This is a genomic window from Dorea sp., assembly GCF_977044405.1.
Window position 1 is genome coordinate 1 of sequence record NZ_CDRRQK010000018.1, and the last position, 17,737, is coordinate 17,737.

Genomic DNA, 17,737 nt, shown 5'->3' on the forward strand with positions numbered 1-17,737 from the left:
GTAATGTATGGAGCTGACTGATACTAATCGGTCGAGGGCATGACCAAGCAAGGTGATAGGTAGGATGAAAGAAAATATTTCTTGTATGCAGTTTTGAAGGTACATAAAAATAAAAAAGTAAGTAAAAGCCCTTGTCAAAAAAGACAAAAGGGTTTATACTATATAAGTATTCCTCGATAGCTCAGTGGTAGAGCATTCGGCTGTTAACCGAAGGGTCGTTGGTTCGAACCCAACTCGGGGAGTTAAAGACAGAAATCGATTTGATTTCTGTTTTTTTCATGTATAAGTATGCAATTTTCCATTTCAGGAAAACTCTACAATTGATTTGTTATTCTTCCATTTATGAAAGTTAATTAATTGTAGAGTTTTCTTTTTATATCTATGTAGATAAGAGAATTGCTACTTATATCATTGTATATAGTTTTAATACGTTGTCTTTGATTTTGAAATAATAGAATCTTTCACTTCATACCGATATTCTGCAAAAGAGCGATCCCGTTTATAACTCCAGTTATTAGAATATAAAATCAAACGATACGAAACATTTCCGGATAATTTATTAATAGCAAGATGTTTCCGAATAATCTTTTTACAATATGCGTCCGGCTGTACAATAAAGAAACGATTCGTTACTATATAAAGTTCCATTTCTATCGTATCATCATAAGTGAAGACAGTAGAGTGCTTTACAACATAGGGTCTGGTTTGGATGAAGGAGAAAAAGAATGCAAGTGTAAATATGATTACTAGGATTCGGATAATTCTTTTTTTCATGGCAGACCTCCTATGATATGTGTATTCATACACTGTATAAAGATACAGGTATATAAATACAGTGTAAATTATCACATCTACTTTTTCAACCTGAATCTTAGTATACTTCAAGTAGAGGATGGTACGAAAGATGAGTAGAATTAAGATTGAGTTGGAAAAGCTGTTAAAGGAAAAGAAGATCAGCAAAACACAGTTATGTTATGCGTGTAGAATACAGAGAACGCAGTTGAATAATTATTGTAAGAATAAGATTGTCCGGGTAGATTTATCGACATTGGCGAGAATTTGTGATTATATAGGATGTGGAGTTGCGGATGTTCTTGTGTTGGAACCGGATGATGAAGCCTCAAAAGCAGTTTCGGAGACAAGGGAAAAAGAAATCTCCAAAAAGAGTGTTTCCTAGAGCGCGTCTGAAAAATCATTTCTGTAATCTACATGTTCCGCTTTGTGGTATATTTTGTTTTCATTATGAGGTTATGATAAAAGAAAGACTGAGAAGTTGATTATAATAACTTTTCGGTCTTTTTTATATATCAAAGTACGCAATAGAAGCTTCGCTGTATCATCATGCATTTGGAAGAAATCTCATGCGTAAAAGTTATCATAAGATTATTTTTTTACATTATATAAAGTGAAAGCAGATAGTGTATGATAAATATTATAAAAATATGATTATGAATAACGTACGGTAAATATTGAAAAAATGATTACAAAATACCGTTAGAAAGATAAAGAGGGTGAAACAAATGGACTTTACCAAATTACTGAATTTGCAGATCATGATGTTTCTGATGATGGCTACAGGTGTATTTTTGAGGAAAAAGAATATTATTACGCTAGAGGGAAAGAAAGTATTAACAGATCTGGTGATTGACTTGATTCTTCCTTGCAATATCATTGCGTCATTCTGTATTGAATTTTCACCGGAAATATTAAAAAGATGTGGCCAGGTATTTGTAATTTCCTGTCTGATAGAGGTTGTGTGTACATTTCTTGCAACCCATATATATAAGAAATTTCCCAAAGGAAAAAGAATGGTGTTACAGTATGGGACAATCTGTTCAAATGCAGGATTCCTCGGCAATCCGTTGACAGAAGGAATCTATGGAAGCATGGGGCTTTTATATGCGTCTATTTATCTGATACCACAGAGGATTATTATGTGGTCTGCCGGAGTATCATTTTTTACAGAGAGCCCGGACAAAAAGACGTTGGTGAAAAAAGTGGTGACGCACCCGTGTATTGTGGCGTGTATGATTGGAATTATAGTGATGGGACTGCAGATTACTCTGCCGGATTTTTTATTTGATACAATCAATAATATAGGAAAATGCACAACGGCGATTACAATGATTCTGATCGGCGCGATTCTTTCAGAAGCGGATCTGAAGACGATGGTGACAAAGACGACGGCGGCATTTTCATTACTGCGTCTGATTATTATTCCACTTATGGTATTCGCCGGATGCCTGCTGACACGGATGCCGATGCTTGTAACAGGTGTATCTGTAGTGCTGGCAGCAATGCCGGCAGGAACAACGACTGCAATTCTTGCGGTGAAATATAATGGAGACGAAGAATTCGCGACTAAGTGTGTGGTGCTGACGACACTATTGTCGATGATTATGGTTCCGATATGGTGTCTGGTGATTCAGGCGGCATATTAATTGTCATGCATTCGTAAGGAGTTGCCAGTGGCAAGTCCTGTAGATACCAAAGTATGCAAGAGAAGGCTGACTCCCATATTTAAAATGGCAAATGTATTCGTCTTTGGAAGAAAAATACGGGTGTGCAATGTAAGTATCTGGAAATGATTGTCAAACCGGTCGGTGGATTTTTCGACAGTCCAAAATGGTGTGACAGAGGCCGAGGCTTCCTTGTACCAGGGCTCCTGCATGACGGCACGGCTAACCGGATGAATGTATTCACTATCCGGCAGCGTGTCGTTATAAGTATATACAGAGATGTCATGAATGGACACGTCCTGAGCTAAAAGTGTTTTGATACTGGAAAACGAATCTTCAGCAAGCTCGGCTTCATTTTCAGTAGAAAAATTAGTGCTTAGAAGCTGTCTTAAAGCTGTGTCCTGAGACAGTATCTGTGAATTATTGTATACATTATAAGTCAGATCCAGGAGTAAGGATCTGACCCGCAGATTATCAGAATGCGCCTGCTCTTTATAATGGTCGGTAAGCGTGGCACGGGAATTATAGATCAGATAGTTACCGAGCCCCAGAACCGGAATAAAGATAGCGGCAAAAAAGATAATATAAAGCTGATGTCTTACTTTTATCCATGAAAATATATTGGATGGTCGTTTATGTTTCATAAAGGATGTCACCTCATTTAAAAGTGGGTAAATATGAAGTCAGGGGAAAATATCTTTTTCCTTTAATTGATGTTGTGAATTGCTATTCACTTCCTGATATCATTATAAATATTATATAATTTTCCACAGATAAAGAAAAGTTGTAAAAATCAGACGTGTTATACAGTAATTATTAGAGAAAAAGAGGGAAAAGTTGTATTAGACAATGTAAAATGTTAGGATTATGATAGGAAAATAATAGTAGAAACGCTAATAGTTGTAAAAGAGTTTGAACCAGAAAAAATTATAATTTACAAAAATAAACAAAAAGGAGAATGGGAAAATGGAAAAAGAAAAAATGTCATGTATCGACTGTGCAGTAAAAAACTGCAATAAGATGGAGAAGAACTATCCGGATTTCTGTCTGACGACACATATGGACGAAAAAGTCTTAAAAGAAGCAATGGAATGTTACAATGAAGATGAGAACCGGAAGGTTACAATTGCGGCAGCAGAAGTAGAATATGAGAATTACTGCAAACATACCAGAGTGGAAGAAATCATGGATTTTGCAAAGAAGATAGGTGCAAAAAAGATCGGGATCGCAACCTGTGTCGGCTTATTAAAAGAAAGCCGTATTCTGGCAGATATTTTGCGAAGACACGGTTTTGAAGTGTATGGTGTCGGCTGCAAAGCAGGAACGCAGAAGAAGACATCGGTTGGAATCCCGGAATGTTGTGAAGGTGTGGGTGTTAACATGTGCAATCCGATCCTGCAGGCGAAGCTCCTGAATAAGGCAAAGACAGATCTGAACGTAGTGGTTGGACTTTGCGTGGGACATGACAGTCTGTTTTATAAATATTCCGAGGCACTGACCACAACGGCTGTGACCAAGGACCGTGTGCTTGGCCACAATCCGGTGGCTGCGCTTTATACAGCGGATAGTTATTATTCGAAGTTGAAGCAAGGGGAATAGGTTATTTATCTAATTTAATCCCAGCCAACGCCTGCGCAAATGCATTATTCACAGGTTCATCATTCTGCTTTTGCTGCTTTTTCAGATACTTCTGAACGTCACGCTTGGATACGCCTGCGCCTTCTTTGGCGCGGCGGTTCTTGAAAGCTTCCAGCTTTTCTTTGTAGCCGCAGGAGCATACGAATGTCTCACTGTCCCCTTTCTTGATGAGTTCCATCTTCTTATGGCAGTTTGGACATCTGGCATTGCTGGTGCGGGCGATAGTCTCGCGGTAGCCGCATTCACGGTCCTGACAGATCAGCATACGGGAATTCTTACCCTTAACAGAGAGCATACGTTTGCCGCAGCGAGGGCATTTTGTGTTAGTCAGGTTATCGTGGCGGAAAGTTCCGTCAGAAGTCTTGATATCCTGAATTAATTCTTTTGTGTAGTTTTCGATATCTTTGATAAATACCTGCTCTTTATGTGATCCTTTGGCAATTCTGGCAAGTTCCATTTCCCAGGAAGCGGTAAGCTCCGGTTTCTTTAAGTCTTCCGGGACTAATTCCAGGAGCTGTTTTCCTTTGGAAGTCAGAAGAATCTCATTGCCCTTCTTTTCCAGCAGGAAAGAGTGGAACAACTTCTCAATGATATCGGCTCTTGTCGCTACAGTTCCGAGTCCGCCGGTTTCGCCGAGAGTCTTTCTCATCTTAGTGTCATCGGAAGACATATAACGCACCGGATTCTCCATGGCAGACAGAAGTGTTGCTTCCGTAAAACGAGCGGGAGCTTTGGTCTTACCGTTTGTGATATTCGTGCGTGTGATAGTCAGAGTGTCGCCTTTGTGGAGAACAGGAAGTGCCTGCTCGGAAGCCTTTAAGTACATATCGTTATTCTGGAAGTCCTCTCCAAAATCTTCAGAATCTTCATAATCCCCGTAAGTATCATACTGTGAAGCAGATGAGCCCGAAGATGCAGCATCGCTGTACACGGCCTTCCATCCGGCTGCTTTGATGACTTTGCCTTTGGCGGTAAATGTCTCACCTGCCGCTTCGGCTCTCAGAGTAGTCTGCTCATATTCAAATGCCGGATAGAGGATACTGATAAAACGTCGTACGACCAGATCGTAGATCTTGCGTTCATTGTTCGTCATGTGTTCCATCTGGACATATTCTTCCGTCGGGATGATCGCATGATGGTCGCTGACTTTTTTATCATCTACGAAGGCTTTGCTTGTCTTAACCGGTTTCTTTAAGAGTTCCGGAATATATTTCTTATAAGGTCCGATATTGCAGGCTTTCAGACGCTCTTTAATCGTTGGAACAATGTCCGTACCGATATAGCGGGAGTCTGTTCTTGGATAGGTGAGGACTTTGTGGTGCTCATACAGACTCTGCATGATATTTAATGTCTCTTTTGCGGAAAATCCAAAACGCTTATTGGCGTCGCGCTGTAATTCTGTCAGGTCATAAAGTCCCGGGGAAGGCGTGCGTTTGGATGAGGTGTGGACGTCTGTGACGGTAAGTGTCTGGTTCTTTAATTTTTTATCGAGTCCGCTTATCAGATCTTTGTTAAAGGAGCGGAGGGAGCCGCTTTTCTTTTGCTGCCATGTCCATGTGACGAGAGAAGCTGTAGTGCCGGCAGAACCAGCGATAACAGCCGTTGTGCACCGCAGCCCATAATAATCTTCCGGTTTAAACGACCGGATCTGCTGTTCCCTGTGTGCGATCATAGCAAGAGTCGGGGTCTGTACGCGTCCACAGGAAAGCTGTGCATTATACTTACAGGTCAGTGCACGGGTAGCGTTAATTCCAACCAGCCAGTCTGCCTCGGCACGACTTCGTGCGGCATGATATAAGTCGTTATATGCACGGCCATCTTTTAAGTGGGCGAACCCTTCTTTGATTGCTTTGTCGGTAACAGAAGAGATCCACAGACGTTTGATTGGTTTATGACAGCCTGATTTATCCAGGATCCAGCGGGCAACGAGTTCGCCCTCACGACCAGCATCGGTAGCAATGATGATTTCAGAGACGTCTTTTCTGAAAAGTTGTGTCTTTACATTATGGTATTGTTTGGATGTCTGTTTGATTACGACGAGTTCCCATTTCTCTGGAACCATAGGGAGATAGGACATATCCCAGGTTTTGAATTTTTTGTCATATTCTTCGGGGTCGGCGAGTGTGACCAGATGGCCAAGTGCCCAGGTTACGATATAGTTGCTGCCTTCGATCGCACCGGAAATGTTCTTATGACAGCCAAGAACACGGGCGATGTCGCGGGCAACGGATGGCTTTTCTGCCAGTACGAGTGATTTCATATAGGTCTCCTTTCGGGTGCGTGTTTGTAAATATAAAAGTTAGATGTGGTTATATGAATCCGGGGAAAGGGTAGTTGTAATTCCCTGTTTCTGTGTTAGTAATAAAAAACCTCGAAAACAAACGTTTCCGAGGTTTTCATAAGAGGCGCCAACCAGATTTGAACTGGTGATAGAGGTGTTGCAGACCTTTGCCTTACCACTTGGCTATGGCGCCATGCCTTACGTACTGTTAAGTATAACAAATACGTAAGGTGAAGTCAAGAAAATCTGTATGTTAAAATCCAAGATCTTCATTTACCAGAATGACTTTGATGCGCTGCGGTGTCTTGGAATATCTGGTGATCAGGATCTGACAGCAGATCGTATCCGGTGTTTTGCAGTCGAAACAGGCACCTGTTTTGCAGCAAGGGGTGTTCAGGTTGAAACGCTGTGCGTTAATCGGAGCGGCTTCATTTCTTGCACGGGACATGGCAGAATCTACATCGCGTGTAACTTTATTCATTCCGATGATCATCAACACATTCCGTGGTCCGGCAGCGATAGAGGATACACGGTTGGAATGTCCGTCGATATTGATCATAATTCCATCTTCCGTGATTGCATTTGCACTGGTCAGGAAGTAGTCACAGTCATATGCCGCAAGCTCGATCTTGCGCTTATCTTCCGGTGTCGGTGCAGTATCGCGGTTGTATACCTGATAATTTCCCTGACAGACAGCTTCTTTTAAGCCGATTTCATTGACAGACATGGAACCGCCCCAGGAGATGCTGCTTCCTTCCGGGATTAATTCCAATGCTTTCTTCAGAGCCTCTTCTTTGGAGTCTGTATAATAAGCTTCCATGTTGCGGGCTGTAAGTTCTTTTACAATCTTTGCGCCTAACATCTGGTTTCGTTTGATTCGATTCTGATCCATAATGAATCCCTCCCACGTTTATATTGTTTAGATATTTCTACCTGAAATTATAACACAGATTCAGGTCTGCGGTCTTTGAAATCACGCAGAAGATGAGAAAATGAACATTTATATACTGCGCTTTTCCAGTCTTAAAATATAAAAAGAGAGCATGATGTTTGTCCGGTTCTCATTGGTCAGGATATCATAATCCAAAAGTTCTTTTATCTTATTCAGTTTGTACGACAGCGTATTCTTATGGCAATAAAGTGCATCTGCGGTATGGATGATGCTGCAGTCATGATCAAAGTAGACTTCCAGGATATGCAGATAATCGGTATGATGCACAGCGTCATAGTCTAGAAGCGGGCCAAGTGTGGAGTTCAGAAAATCTGCTGTCAAAGATTGATTGCGGATATCGGCCAGAAGTTTGTATACACCAAGCTTATCGTACTCAAGGAAGTTCTTAGGAAGAGCGGTTTTGGTAAGCTGATAGGCGGTAAATGCAGTCTCGTAAGAGCGGTGGATGTCTGTGAGCTGCGAGACCGTAGTTCCAATCCCGGCATAGACATCGGAGTTATTCTGACAGACATCGTAGAGCTTCTGAGATATATCGTTTACAGATTCACCGGCAAACAATACGATCAGATGGTTCCCTTCTTCATATACGATCCCTTTAGACATGAAATAACGGATCTTCTTTTCCAGCTGTTCCAGGTAAGAATTACCGGAATCACTGTCATAAGTGTGGCAGCTGATCATGAGGACGGTATAGTTCATATCGCGGAAGAAGCCATTGCTCTCCAGAGGATTCAGATAGGAGTCTTCATTTTCGGGGTAATAGATCGCATTCTTCAAAGCAGCGGCAAGATTGGTCTCGCGGTGTTCGTTTTTTAGCAGAATCTCGGAAAAGATCCGCATGATATCGATGAACGGAGTGTCCCAGGAAGTGGAGAACAGCGGAAGTTGTATCTCGTTGCAATAGTCGATAATCTCCTGGGAAAAGGCAGGACGCGATTTTACAGAGATGATCAGTCCGCTGGCGTGTGCATCTTTCAATGATTTTAAAAACTCTTTCAGCCAGTCCTGAGAGGTAAAATTCAGGCCGGAGTTAAAGATCAGCTCATCACCGTGGAGCAGATGGGAGAATTCCCCCTGTTCTACGGTATGGATCCAGGTTACTTCTTTATCAAAAAAACTATTGGTATGAAGGATGACATCAAATTGGTTGTTAATTGCTTCATACAGGGACTGTAATTTAATTGCCATAAGTGTGGTCCTCCTGACATATATTGATCAGAGTATAGATATATTTTATCATAATTGTGTGCGGCGCACAATTTACAGAATAAAATCTGTCGATTAAAACTATATTCATAGTGAATTTCATATGATATATTGTATGAGAAGTACAAAAGAATGAATATTCAACCCCGAAAAATGTGCTTCTAAAAAAATCCATTCTCTAGATTTTTAAAAGACGGAAAGCTCTTCAACGAAAGTTGAGGAGCTTTTTGTGGTTCAAAAAAGAAAAAACAGAGCGCACTCTATTTACAGGTAGTACCAATGGTGCTAGAATGAGTAACATATTCATACAACTGTCCTGACCGGGAAAGATGTCCAGCCGAGACAGTATACCAGGAAAAGACGGAGGAATGGAAAAATGAAAGCAATAAAAAATGGGAAAATCGTAATTATCGGAGCAGGACATGTAGGATCTCATTGCGGACTGAGCCTTATGATGCAGGGGCTGGCAGATGAGATCGTATATATTGATATAGATAAGAATAAAGCGGCAATGCAGGCACTGGATCTTGACGATATGGCCTCTAATCTGGACAGGGATTTTACAGTGAGAGCCGGAGATTATTCTGACTGTGCGGATGCTCATATCGTGGTGATGGCAGCCGGAAAGAGCCGTCTTCCGGGACAGACAAGGCTGGATATGTTCGATGATTCGATCAAGATGATGAATACGATTGTAGGACCGTTAAAAGAGTCAGGATTTCATGGGATTCTGATCAGCATTTCCAACCCGGCAGATATCATTGCTGATTTCTTAAGAAAAAGACTGGGACTCCCAAGAAATCAGGTGTTCAGCACCGGAACATCCCTGGATTCAGCAAGACTTCGCAGAATGTTATCTGAGATTACCGGCGTAAGCCGTCATTCCATCCAGGCTTATTGTATGGGAGAGCATGGGGATTCACAGTTTATTCCGGTATCACATATACAGATTGGCGGGATACCGGTAAAAGAATACCTGAGCATTCATCCGGAATACCGGGATAAAATGGATTTTGATAAGATCAGTGCGGAGGATAAGGTCTGTGGATTCCACATCGTAGAAGGAAAAGGCTGTACAGAATTTGGAATCGGTGCCGTACTCAGCAATATTGCAAGAGCAGTCATGCATGACGAAAAGAGAATCCTTCCGGTATCCGTTCTTCTTGAAGGAGAATATGGAGAACAGGGAGTTCCGGCGGGAGTGCCATGTGTGATCGGTAAAAATGGTGTGGAAGAGATTCTGGAAATCTCCCTGACAGAGAAAGAAAAAGAGCAGCTTCATAATTCATGTAGTGTCATCCGGGGATTCGTCGAGAAAGCCGATCAGATGTAGAAAATCGTTAATATTTTAATTACTTTTGGATGTGTTGCATTTTAGATATTCCTATGTTACATTGACAACAGATTACAAAAAGAATCAGAAAGAGCCAAAAAACAGTGCCCCTCTAATAATAAAAGCCGGAATATGATAACCGGCGGACAAGTATGTCTTATAGGAGGTAATTGTAACATGGCAATTTCAATCGGCATTAACGGATTTGGACGTATTGGACGCGTAGCACTCCGTATCGCCATCAATCAACCGGACACTTTTAAAATATGCGGAATCAATGTACGCAATGCAGACCTGGATTATATGAAGTATATGATCCGGTATGATTCTACATTTGGACGTTTTCAGGGAGAACTGGATACATATGAGAATGGACTGATCATTGAAGGACAGAAGATTCCTGTATTTTCAGAATCAGATGCGGCATTGATTCCATGGGGAGCATGTGGTGCAGAGTATATTATTGATGCAACAGGTGCATACTGTACAACAGAAAAGGCAAAAGCCCATTTAGAAGGCGGTGCGAAGAAAGTTATTATCTCAGCACCGGCAAAAGATGGGGATACACCGACATTTATCATGGGAATTAACCATGACAAATATACATCGGATATGCCGGTTGTATCGAATGCATCATGTACTACGAATTGTCTTGCACCAATCTGTAAAGTGCTGGAAGATAATTATGGAATCGAATATGGACTGATGTCAACAATTCATGCCGCAACTGCAAAACAAAAAGTTGTGGACAGCCGTTCCCAGAAAGACTGGAGAACCGGACGTTCGGCATTTGGCAATCTGATTCCATCTACAACGGGAGCCGCAAAAGCAATCTCGCTTGTCATTCCGTCTTTAAAGGATAAGATGAGTGGTATTTCTTACCGTGTTCCAACTTCAGATGTATCAATTGTTGATCTGAATGTAGCGTTAAAACAGCCGGCATCATATGATGAGATCTGCAAAAAAGTTCAGGAGGCCTCTATGACATATTTGTCTGGTATTCTGGATTATGTAGATGATGAAGTTGTATCTTCGGATTTTATCGGAGATTCACATGCATCGATCTTTGATGCAAGGCAGGGAATTCAGGTGAATTCTCATTTTTTCAAGGTCATCTGTTTCTATGATAATGAGTGGGGATATACAAGTCAGATATTCCGGCTTATTGAGCATATGGACAAGGTAGATCACAATCGCTAGTAATTAGGATGACGACAGGGGCATGTAAGATCTGATTCTGATGTAACACATTTGATTTTATATCATATACTTCTGTAAGGGACATATGGATTCGTTATTACGATTATGAACCGAACAACATGCGGGCAGAAATAGAACATACAAGCTTTTTCTGTCCGCAGAAAATAAGGAAAAATTCGAAAAATAAAAAATCTCCAAATAAAAAAATGAAAAATATTAAAAAATTTTCAAAAAACACTTGCCAAACGATCAAGTCTATGGTATATTAAATATCGGTCGTGTGACAAACACAAAACACAAAAACAAAATACATGGCTCCATGGTCAAGCGGTTAAGACATCGCCCTTTCACGGCGGTAACACGGGTTCGATTCCCGTTGGAGTCATCTGGCGCCATAGCCAAGTGGTAAGGCAAAGGTCTGCAACACCTCTATCACCAGTTCAAATCTGGTTGGCGCCTCTTATTAAAACCTCGGAAACGTTTGTTTTCGAGGTTTTTTGCAATACCAAAATATGCAAGAGAAGCTGTCAGTGGCAGGTTCTGTAGATTATAATGTATTTGAAGAAACAAAAGCATCAGCAATTGCCGTGACACGTCCGGGGGCTGCGCAGGCAATACCAGAATTGAGTGAAGTAGTAAGATAAGAAAAAAAGAAGTTTAGAGAGGTACTACATACGTTGCTAAACTTCTTCTTTTTATCTGTTAATGTGTAATTATAATTCAATTTTCTTAAGCATATGATCCACAAACACTTTCGCATGCTCCACATCGAGACTGTCGGGATGTGTAAGGGCAAGATCGAAGTTGCGGACGCATCGGTCGATCTGGGCCGTATTTTCAGGGGTGCGCATGGATTCGTATTTCATGCGGACTTTCTGAGGCATCTTTCCCTGGCAGATGAAGTATCCAAGGTATTCGTTATCGGATTCGATCCAGGCGCTGACGCGTCCTGCAATATCTTTATAATATTCCGGGGAATCTTCCATACCACAGGTGCCAAATAAAGCAATCTGCTTGCCGCTGAGATCACTTAGAAAATCACTGACTTCCATACTGCAGCTTCCGCGGTGTACACAGAATCCGATAAAATAGATTTTTGCCTCCGGAATTCTTTTATCCGTATCTATATCGATCAGGTCTTTCGAATTACCCGGAAGACGAGAGAAAATAGATGCGGCAATTTTCTTTGTATTCCCGGATTCACTTTGATATAAAACAAGGTAATCCAGCATAAAATTTCCTCCTTTTAGGTGATATGTACTCACAAAACCAGACACAGAAAGGCGCTGAAAGTACATTGTATATTGTTGTCACAGTTTTACTGTGTATTTGTGATTAGTAAAAATGTAAAATACTTAAAGGTGTGTCCTTACATATAATGTCCACCGCCGCCGGTATAACCGCCCGGAGCACCACAACACATTCCGCCGCCACAGCACAGGTTGCAGACGATGTTGGCAATACATAATTTTACGCACCAGTCACTGCCGCCGCCAAAGGTAGTCGTGTAAGGATTCTGACGCTGCCGGTACCAGCTTCCGCCACTTTCAAAACGATTCACTAACATCTGGTATTGGTAATTATCCGGTTCCATACGCAATGCTTCTTTGGCGTGCTGCAGGGCAGTTACGTTATTGCCAAGTCCGGAATTGGCAATGGCACTGTAATAGTACCACTGTGCAGTGTGTTCGTTGATTCCGTTCAGTACATTTAAGGCTTCCTGGTAACGGCCGCTGTTGATGAAGTTGGCAGCGGCTCTCATATGCAGGTCCTCTTCACTTTCCTGAGAAGAACTTCCGGACTGACGGTATTCGCCGTAGAATCCACGGAACGGACCATAACCACCAAAACCGCCAAAGTTTCCGAAATCACCGTTTGCGGAACCCTGGCCGGTGCCATATCCACTCTGACCATACGGACCATATCCGGTATTGCCGGAAGTGCCATATTCACGTTCTTTCATGATCTGCTGATAGGCCTGCTGTACTTCTTTGAATTTGGCTTCGGCCTGGTCTTTGTTCGGATTGTTGATATTCGCATCCGGATGGTATTTCCGGCTTAGTTTACGATATGCTTTTTTTATTTCATCGTCTGAGGCATCACGAGATATCTCTAAGACGCTATATGGATCTGTCATTGTTCTTGATCTCCTGTTGTTGAATTCTCTGTGTCAGGATGTGTATTATCTTCGGTGTGATTATCTGAAGTCATAGAATCAGCAGTGTCAGCACAGTTATTGGAATTTTTTTCTGATTCAGAGGCTTTTGATTTCTCTTTTGCGGCTATGCGTTTTGCTGTCACTGCAGTGTAACGGCTCCATACACCGGAATAGAGTACATTCCGGATAATCTCTGCATGAAGCAGAACAGGAAGCTGTTCAAATTCTCTGGAGCATTCCGACATCATAAGCGTCAGAAGTCCACGGCAGTCATCTGCAAATGCTGGATCTTCCTGATAAACGGTTTTTAATGGATTGTAACTTCCGGACTTTATGTCTTGTTCTACATCATCGTAAGCATCCATCAGATAGATGAATTTGCCAAGGAAAAATCCCATCTTACGAAGCAAAGATTCCCATTCATCATGCCGGTAAGCGAAAATCTCAGACATAATATTACCAAAGAGCCCGGACATAAGATCCAGGTTCTGTTCATTTTCGGCTTCACGCCTGGATATTTCAGCGAGATTTTCGGAAATGACCTTACATTTTACAGGATATATTTTTTTTATTTCTTTTAGCTTTGATTTCAGAAGCCTTGCCGCAACAAAAGATTTCTTTTTGCGCTCGTCTATCCAGTCATCTTCGCACTTATAATAAGAGAGAATCATATTGATGGCTGCGGCGTATTCTGTAAATTCATTGGTCTTCGCAGCGTGTTTCTGCGTTGGATGTGCGACGCAGCGGACCATCTCGGTCTTTGTGTCTGGCTCATACAACCCAGTGAGCAGAACCACAAGAAATGTCATGTCAAAAGATAAAGTTACCTGACCTCTTCTACCATAACATTCTTTTAAAACTTTGCATAGTCCACAGTAATAGGAATGGTAGACATCGTAATCTTTGAATTTCATTTCCGCTTTATTAATTGAAATATAACCGAACATAGGATAACCTCATTAGCTTCTTTTTATGAATGTTGTGTTGCATTTCGGGCAGCGGATCTTGATTTTTCCTTTTCTCCTTGGAACACGGATTTTCTGTTTGCAGGTCGGACACTTATAAATGTGATGTGTCTTTCTCTGAGTCATCAAATTACGCTGTTTATAGAAGAAAGTGCGGATACCGCGGGTCATCTGCAGGTATTTCTGGTTTTCTGTAGCACGTTTGTATGTCTTTTTTGAAAACATGCGGTAGTAAGAATAGATAATGCCCGCCCAGGCGATCAGGGAAAGCAGATTGTTATGCGTCCATCCGGCAATCAGCATAATGATCAGGGAGCCCCAGATCGTGAATTTTCCAAAGGAGTCTATCCCGTATCTTCCATACATAAAACGGATAAATTTGTCTTTTAGTTTCATAGTGTCACCTCTTAATAAAAAATCTATCTTTTCATAGCCTTTCGGCATGTGCTTTTACAGGAGATAGTGTAAGTCCTGATATAAAGCGGTAATATACATTTAATGATACGCCAGACTGGGAAAAAAACAATAAACTGAGTATTAAAATTTCTAAAGATTTTGATTCGGGGAAGTGACGAATGTAAGCGGAGTGTGGTAAGATAAAAATGATAGCCATATAAAACGCAGGGACAGGGTGCAGAGGCTTGTTCAAACGCAGGAATATATGGGAAAATAGAAAATAGCAAAGAATAGAAAGATGTGAGAATATGAGTAGAAGAAGACATGGTCGAAAACATTATCACAAAGGAAGAAGAAAGAAAAAGAGCATAGGCAGAATTATCACCAATATTATACTGATTGTTGCGCTGGTAGTATTTGCCGTATCGGCATTCCAGTTAGGCATGATTGGAAAAGGATACTTAAGTGGAAGGAGCGAATACGATAAAGTACGAAAGCTTGCGATCACACAGAATGACAGTAACAGTACAGATAATAATGGAGACGGGGAACCGGAGACGGATGGATTCAGTGTGGATTTTTCGAAGCTTCTGGAGATTAATGCAGATACGATCGGATGGATAAGATTTCCGAAGGAACCAAGCCAGATCAATTATCCGGTCGTACAGGGAAAAAATAACAGCGAATATTTGAAAAAAACATTTTCAGCAAATGAAAATACGCTCGGAACGATATTTTTAAATGTAGATAATAACAAAGATTTTTCAGACAGAAATACGCTGATCTTTGGTCACAGAATGAAAGATGGTTCGATGTTCCGGCATCTGCAGGACTACGAAGAAAAGAGTTTCTGGGAGCAGAATCCGTATTTTTACATCTATACGGTGGATGGACGGATACTGAAATATCATATCTATTCTGCGGGCCAGGTTCTGGATACATCGGATTCGTATCAGACAGCATTTGAGTCTGATGAGGCATATCAGAGCTTTCTGGATATGACGAAATCTACAGCTCTTTATGATACGGGTGTGGAAGTGACGACACAGAGCCAGATTGTTACATTATCAACCTGTACCAGCGCCAGCGATAATCACAGATTTGTCGTAAGAGGAGTAAAAGAAGAGGAGACGCAGCAGTAATGAAAAAAGAATATAATTACGAAGTAGGCGATGTCGTAACGATGAAAAAACAGCATCCGTGCGGAAGTAAAGAATGGGAAATCTTAAGAGTGGGTGCTGATTTCCGGTTAAAATGTATGGGATGCGGACATCAGATTATGATTGCAAGAAAATTAGTTGAAAAAAATACAAAAGAATTGAAGAAAAAGGCTTGAAAGAATCAGGACTTTATGATATCATAATAACTCGTGATACAATAATTCTGTCCTTAAATAAGAGGCAGAAATCCTTGCTCCCACATAAGATGAGCGGGGGCCAAAAGACCAGAAGGAGGTGCAAGACGACATGAACAAATATGAATTAGCTGTTGTTGTCAGTGCAAAAATCGAAGACGACGAAAGAGCTCAGGTAATCGAAAAGGTGAAAGCATTAGTTGAACGTTTCGGTGGACAGATCTCTGACGTTGATGAATGGGGTAAGAAGAGATTAGCTTACGAGATTCAGAAGATGAAAGAAGCATACTATTATTTCATCCACTTCGAGTCTGATGCAGAGACTCCAAGCGAAATCGAACAGAGAATTCGCATCATGGATAATGTAATCAGATTTTTATGCGTTAGACAGGATGCATAAGCAGGAAGTAGAGGTATTATATGAATAAAGTAATTTTGATGGGACGCTTAACAAGAGACCCTGAAGTAAGATACTCTCAGGGAGATAACTCTATGGCAATTGCCAGATATACATTGGCTGTAGACCGCAGATTCAGACGTAACAACGACGGAGAGCAGAGCGCAGACTTTATCGGATGTGTTGCTTTCGGAAGAAGTGCAGAATTTGCTGAGAAATATTTCCGTCAGGGACTGAAAGTTATCGTAACCGGACGTATTCAGACAGGAAGCTATACCAATAAAGATGGACAGAAAGTTTACACAACAGACGTTGTAGTAGAAGATCAGGAATTTGCTGAAAGCAAGGCAGTAAGCGACGCAAATGCAGGAAGTTTCCGTGCGGCAGCTCCATCACCGGCTCCAGCACCAGCATCTGATGCAGGTGACGGCTTCATGAATATTCCAGATGGAATTGATGAGGAATTACCTTTTAATTAGGCTTTCGTACTACGAGTGGTACAAGCCGGAATTTCATTTTGTTGAAAGGAGAAACCAAAATGGCTTACGATAAAGGAAATCGTCCAGAAGGCGGCTTCAAAAGAAGAGGCGGCGGACGCAGAAGAAAAAAAGTTTGCGTATTCTGTGGAAAAGAGAATAACGAAATCGATTACAAGGATACAGCAAAATTAAGAAAGTACATCTCTGAAAGAGGAAAAATTCTTCCTAGAAGAATTACTGGAAACTGCGCTAAGCACCAGAGAGCTCTTACAGTAGCAATCAAGAGAGCACGTCACATCGCTCTTATGCCATACGTACAGGACTAATATTGAATGGTGAAATCGTCAATGCATTGCATTGGCGATTTTTTATACATAGAGAAATAATGTGTGGATAAATATAACTATATTCAAAATATACAACTATACCTATTGACAAATTTAAAAATATTTAGCAAAATAAAGATGGAAGTTTAAAGTTAGAAAATTGGCTGCACATAGGGCTTGCATTTTTGTTTGGATGATCCGGTATCTGTTATAGTACTAATAGAAAAATATCCGGACTTCAAAAAATATATGAGCAAGTTTACGATGTCTGCCGGAATATTGAAGAGGTGATGCAGATGTTCTCGAAGGAATTGCTGGAAATGGATAGGAATACAGTGAAGTTAATGATTGATGATATGCAGAAAGAACTGGAAGAAAAGGAAAAAGAACTGAGAGAAAAGAAAAAAGAACTGGGAGAATTAGACAAGGAGTTAAGGCAGCAGAATGAGCAAATAAGGCAGCGGAATGAGCAAATAAGGCAGCAGAGTGGGCAATTAAATCAAAAAGAAGAACAAATAAAAAGACTGCGAGAAGAAATCAAGAACTTAAAACGGAAATGAAATTTTAGATAATGAACACCCCTCTCTTTAGGT

General features: G+C 41.0%; 21 protein-coding genes and 4 tRNA genes. 16 read left to right on the forward strand and 9 right to left on the reverse strand.

What is annotated here, in order from left to right:
• The first annotated feature begins 170 nt into the window (after positions 1-170).
• The 4 genes from ACWJAF_RS09165 (at position 171) to ACWJAF_RS09180 (ending at position 2,441) form a co-directional block, all read left to right on the forward strand.
• Positions 171-242, forward strand: a tRNA-Asn gene (locus tag ACWJAF_RS09165).
• 662 nt (positions 243-904) lie between these two features.
• Entirely contained in the window at positions 905-1,177 is a 273-nt protein-coding gene (locus ACWJAF_RS09170) for a helix-turn-helix domain-containing protein (protein WP_448863418.1), read from the forward strand.
• Complete coding sequence (locus ACWJAF_RS09175) at positions 1,113-1,277, forward strand: DUF6783 domain-containing protein (RefSeq protein WP_448863420.1); 165 nt, start codon at positions 1,113-1,115, stop codon at positions 1,275-1,277. Before ACWJAF_RS09170 ends, ACWJAF_RS09175 begins: the two co-directional genes overlap by 65 nt.
• 243 nt (positions 1,278-1,520) lie before the next feature.
• On the forward strand, positions 1,521-2,441 hold the full coding sequence (locus tag ACWJAF_RS09180; RefSeq protein ID WP_448863422.1) for an AEC family transporter: 921 nt from the start codon (positions 1,521-1,523) through the stop codon (positions 2,439-2,441).
• On the opposite strand, the gene ACWJAF_RS09185 is transcribed toward ACWJAF_RS09180, so the two are convergent.
• A complete protein-coding gene (locus tag ACWJAF_RS09185) occupies positions 2,438-3,103 on the reverse strand; it encodes a hypothetical protein (protein WP_448863424.1) in 666 nt (221 codons plus the stop codon). The two genes, ACWJAF_RS09180 and ACWJAF_RS09185, sit on opposite strands and share 4 nt — an antisense overlap.
• A gap of 322 nt (positions 3,104-3,425) precedes the next feature.
• On the opposite strand from ACWJAF_RS09185, the gene ACWJAF_RS09190 reads away from it, so the two are divergent.
• Complete coding sequence (locus tag ACWJAF_RS09190) at positions 3,426-4,058, forward strand: DUF1847 domain-containing protein (RefSeq protein ID WP_448863426.1); 633 nt, start codon at positions 3,426-3,428, stop codon at positions 4,056-4,058.
• A 1-nt stretch (position 4,059) separates the two neighbouring features.
• Here ACWJAF_RS09190 and ACWJAF_RS09195 read toward each other — a convergent pair whose 3' ends face one another.
• The 4 genes from ACWJAF_RS09195 to ACWJAF_RS09210 all read right to left on the reverse strand — a co-directional run bounded on the left by ACWJAF_RS09195 (position 4,060) and on the right by ACWJAF_RS09210 (position 8,518).
• Positions 4,060-6,357, reverse strand: coding sequence for a DNA topoisomerase III (locus tag ACWJAF_RS09195; protein WP_448863428.1), 2,298 nt, complete (start codon positions 6,355-6,357; stop codon positions 4,060-4,062).
• 143 nt (positions 6,358-6,500) lie between these two features.
• Positions 6,501-6,571: transfer RNA gene (locus tag ACWJAF_RS09200), tRNA-Cys, on the reverse strand.
• 60 nt (positions 6,572-6,631) lie between these two features.
• Entirely contained in the window at positions 6,632-7,270 is a 639-nt protein-coding gene (locus ACWJAF_RS09205) for a lactate utilization protein (protein ID WP_448863430.1), read from the reverse strand.
• 108 nt (positions 7,271-7,378) lie between these two features.
• Positions 7,379-8,518 carry a PucR family transcriptional regulator gene (locus tag ACWJAF_RS09210; RefSeq protein WP_448863432.1) on the reverse strand — a complete coding sequence of 380 codons (1,140 nt, stop codon included), beginning with the start codon at positions 8,516-8,518 and terminating at the stop codon, positions 7,379-7,381.
• Positions 8,519-8,912: 394 nt separating this feature from the next.
• On the opposite strand from ACWJAF_RS09210, the gene ACWJAF_RS09215 reads away from it, so the two are divergent.
• The 5 genes from ACWJAF_RS09215 (at position 8,913) to ACWJAF_RS09235 (ending at position 11,713) form a co-directional block, all read left to right on the forward strand.
• Positions 8,913-9,869: an L-lactate dehydrogenase gene (locus ACWJAF_RS09215; protein ID WP_448863434.1), complete on the forward strand. Its 957-nt coding sequence runs from the start codon at positions 8,913-8,915 to the stop codon at positions 9,867-9,869.
• A gap of 177 nt (positions 9,870-10,046) precedes the next feature.
• Positions 10,047-11,069, forward strand: a complete 1,023-nt coding sequence (gap, locus tag ACWJAF_RS09220; protein WP_448863436.1) for a type I glyceraldehyde-3-phosphate dehydrogenase — start codon at positions 10,047-10,049, stop codon at positions 11,067-11,069.
• Positions 11,070-11,382: 313 nt separating this feature from the next.
• Positions 11,383-11,454 (forward strand) — tRNA-Glu (locus ACWJAF_RS09225).
• Positions 11,455-11,457: 3 nt separating this feature from the next.
• Positions 11,458-11,528, forward strand: a tRNA-Cys gene (locus tag ACWJAF_RS09230).
• A 53-nt stretch (positions 11,529-11,581) separates the two neighbouring features.
• A complete protein-coding gene (locus ACWJAF_RS09235) occupies positions 11,582-11,713 on the forward strand; it encodes a hypothetical protein (protein WP_448863438.1) in 132 nt (43 codons plus the stop codon).
• A gap of 69 nt (positions 11,714-11,782) precedes the next feature.
• Here the strand turns inward: ACWJAF_RS09235 and bilS are convergent, their stop codons facing one another.
• The 4 genes from bilS to ACWJAF_RS09255 all read right to left on the reverse strand — a co-directional run bounded on the left by bilS (position 11,783) and on the right by ACWJAF_RS09255 (position 14,588).
• Positions 11,783-12,301 (reverse strand): flavodoxin family protein BilS, encoded by a 519-nt coding sequence (gene bilS, locus ACWJAF_RS09240; protein ID WP_448863440.1) that lies wholly within the window; start codon positions 12,299-12,301, stop codon positions 11,783-11,785.
• Between the two features lie 137 nt (positions 12,302-12,438).
• Positions 12,439-13,206 carry a DnaJ domain-containing protein gene (locus ACWJAF_RS09245; protein ID WP_448863442.1) on the reverse strand — a complete coding sequence of 256 codons (768 nt, stop codon included), beginning with the start codon at positions 13,204-13,206 and terminating at the stop codon, positions 12,439-12,441.
• A complete protein-coding gene (locus tag ACWJAF_RS09250) occupies positions 13,203-14,174 on the reverse strand; it encodes a DUF5685 family protein (RefSeq protein WP_448863444.1) in 972 nt (323 codons plus the stop codon). The genes ACWJAF_RS09245 and ACWJAF_RS09250 overlap by 4 nt, the downstream gene beginning before the upstream one ends.
• A 12-nt stretch (positions 14,175-14,186) precedes the next feature.
• Positions 14,187-14,588 carry a hypothetical protein gene (locus ACWJAF_RS09255; RefSeq protein WP_448863446.1) on the reverse strand — a complete coding sequence of 134 codons (402 nt, stop codon included), beginning with the start codon at positions 14,586-14,588 and terminating at the stop codon, positions 14,187-14,189.
• A 308-nt stretch (positions 14,589-14,896) separates the two neighbouring features.
• Between ACWJAF_RS09255 and srtB the strand changes: the two genes are divergently transcribed.
• From srtB to ACWJAF_RS09285, 6 genes are all read left to right on the forward strand, one after another.
• On the forward strand, positions 14,897-15,730 hold the full coding sequence (gene srtB / locus ACWJAF_RS09260) for a class B sortase (protein WP_448863448.1): 834 nt from the start codon (positions 14,897-14,899) through the stop codon (positions 15,728-15,730).
• Entirely contained in the window at positions 15,730-15,924 is a 195-nt protein-coding gene (locus ACWJAF_RS09265) for a DUF951 domain-containing protein (protein ID WP_296033622.1), read from the forward strand. The genes srtB and ACWJAF_RS09265 overlap by 1 nt, the downstream gene beginning before the upstream one ends.
• A 130-nt stretch (positions 15,925-16,054) precedes the next feature.
• The gene (rpsF, locus tag ACWJAF_RS09270) at positions 16,055-16,342 is read left to right on the forward strand and encodes a 30S ribosomal protein S6 (RefSeq protein ID WP_006427704.1); all 288 of its coding nucleotides are present in this window, start codon (positions 16,055-16,057) and stop codon (positions 16,340-16,342) included.
• A 20-nt stretch (positions 16,343-16,362) separates the two neighbouring features.
• Positions 16,363-16,818: a single-stranded DNA-binding protein gene (locus ACWJAF_RS09275; RefSeq protein WP_296033620.1), complete on the forward strand. Its 456-nt coding sequence runs from the start codon at positions 16,363-16,365 to the stop codon at positions 16,816-16,818.
• A gap of 59 nt (positions 16,819-16,877) precedes the next feature.
• The gene (rpsR, locus tag ACWJAF_RS09280; protein ID WP_006427702.1) at positions 16,878-17,144 is read left to right on the forward strand and encodes a 30S ribosomal protein S18; all 267 of its coding nucleotides are present in this window, start codon (positions 16,878-16,880) and stop codon (positions 17,142-17,144) included.
• Positions 17,145-17,488: 344 nt separating this feature from the next.
• On the forward strand, positions 17,489-17,704 hold the full coding sequence (locus ACWJAF_RS09285; RefSeq protein WP_448863451.1) for a hypothetical protein: 216 nt from the start codon (positions 17,489-17,491) through the stop codon (positions 17,702-17,704).
• Positions 17,705-17,737 lie beyond the last annotated feature (33 nt).

Excerpts from the sequence above, each read along its gene's own strand:
- ACWJAF_RS09170 (WP_448863418.1), top strand. The coding sequence starts at position 905 with ATGAGTAGAATTAAGATTGAGTTGGAAAAGCTGTTAAAGGAAAAGAAG.
- ACWJAF_RS09175 (WP_448863420.1), top strand. The coding sequence starts at position 1,113 with ATGAAGCCTCAAAAGCAGTTTCGGAGACAAGGGAAAAAGAAATCTCCA.
- ACWJAF_RS09180 (WP_448863422.1), top strand. The coding sequence starts at position 1,521 with ATGGACTTTACCAAATTACTGAATTTGCAGATCATGATGTTTCTGATG.
- ACWJAF_RS09185 (WP_448863424.1), bottom strand. The coding sequence starts at position 3,103 with ATGAAACATAAACGACCATCCAATATATTTTCATGGATAAAAGTAAGA.
- ACWJAF_RS09190 (WP_448863426.1), top strand. The coding sequence starts at position 3,426 with ATGGAAAAAGAAAAAATGTCATGTATCGACTGTGCAGTAAAAAACTGC.
- ACWJAF_RS09195 (WP_448863428.1), bottom strand. The coding sequence starts at position 6,357 with ATGAAATCACTCGTACTGGCAGAAAAGCCATCCGTTGCCCGCGACATC.
- ACWJAF_RS09205 (WP_448863430.1), bottom strand. The coding sequence starts at position 7,270 with ATGGATCAGAATCGAATCAAACGAAACCAGATGTTAGGCGCAAAGATT.
- ACWJAF_RS09210 (WP_448863432.1), bottom strand. The coding sequence starts at position 8,518 with ATGGCAATTAAATTACAGTCCCTGTATGAAGCAATTAACAACCAATTT.
- ACWJAF_RS09215 (WP_448863434.1), top strand. The coding sequence starts at position 8,913 with ATGAAAGCAATAAAAAATGGGAAAATCGTAATTATCGGAGCAGGACAT.
- gap (WP_448863436.1), top strand. The coding sequence starts at position 10,047 with ATGGCAATTTCAATCGGCATTAACGGATTTGGACGTATTGGACGCGTA.
- ACWJAF_RS09235 (WP_448863438.1), top strand. The coding sequence starts at position 11,582 with ATGCAAGAGAAGCTGTCAGTGGCAGGTTCTGTAGATTATAATGTATTT.
- bilS (WP_448863440.1), bottom strand. The coding sequence starts at position 12,301 with ATGCTGGATTACCTTGTTTTATATCAAAGTGAATCCGGGAATACAAAG.
- ACWJAF_RS09245 (WP_448863442.1), bottom strand. The coding sequence starts at position 13,206 with ATGACAGATCCATATAGCGTCTTAGAGATATCTCGTGATGCCTCAGAC.
- ACWJAF_RS09250 (WP_448863444.1), bottom strand. The coding sequence starts at position 14,174 with ATGTTCGGTTATATTTCAATTAATAAAGCGGAAATGAAATTCAAAGAT.
- ACWJAF_RS09255 (WP_448863446.1), bottom strand. The coding sequence starts at position 14,588 with ATGAAACTAAAAGACAAATTTATCCGTTTTATGTATGGAAGATACGGG.
- srtB (WP_448863448.1), top strand. The coding sequence starts at position 14,897 with ATGAGTAGAAGAAGACATGGTCGAAAACATTATCACAAAGGAAGAAGA.
- ACWJAF_RS09265 (WP_296033622.1), top strand. The coding sequence starts at position 15,730 with ATGAAAAAAGAATATAATTACGAAGTAGGCGATGTCGTAACGATGAAA.
- rpsF (WP_006427704.1), top strand. The coding sequence starts at position 16,055 with ATGAACAAATATGAATTAGCTGTTGTTGTCAGTGCAAAAATCGAAGAC.
- ACWJAF_RS09275 (WP_296033620.1), top strand. The coding sequence starts at position 16,363 with ATGAATAAAGTAATTTTGATGGGACGCTTAACAAGAGACCCTGAAGTA.
- rpsR (WP_006427702.1), top strand. The coding sequence starts at position 16,878 with ATGGCTTACGATAAAGGAAATCGTCCAGAAGGCGGCTTCAAAAGAAGA.
- ACWJAF_RS09285 (WP_448863451.1), top strand. The coding sequence starts at position 17,489 with ATGATTGATGATATGCAGAAAGAACTGGAAGAAAAGGAAAAAGAACTG.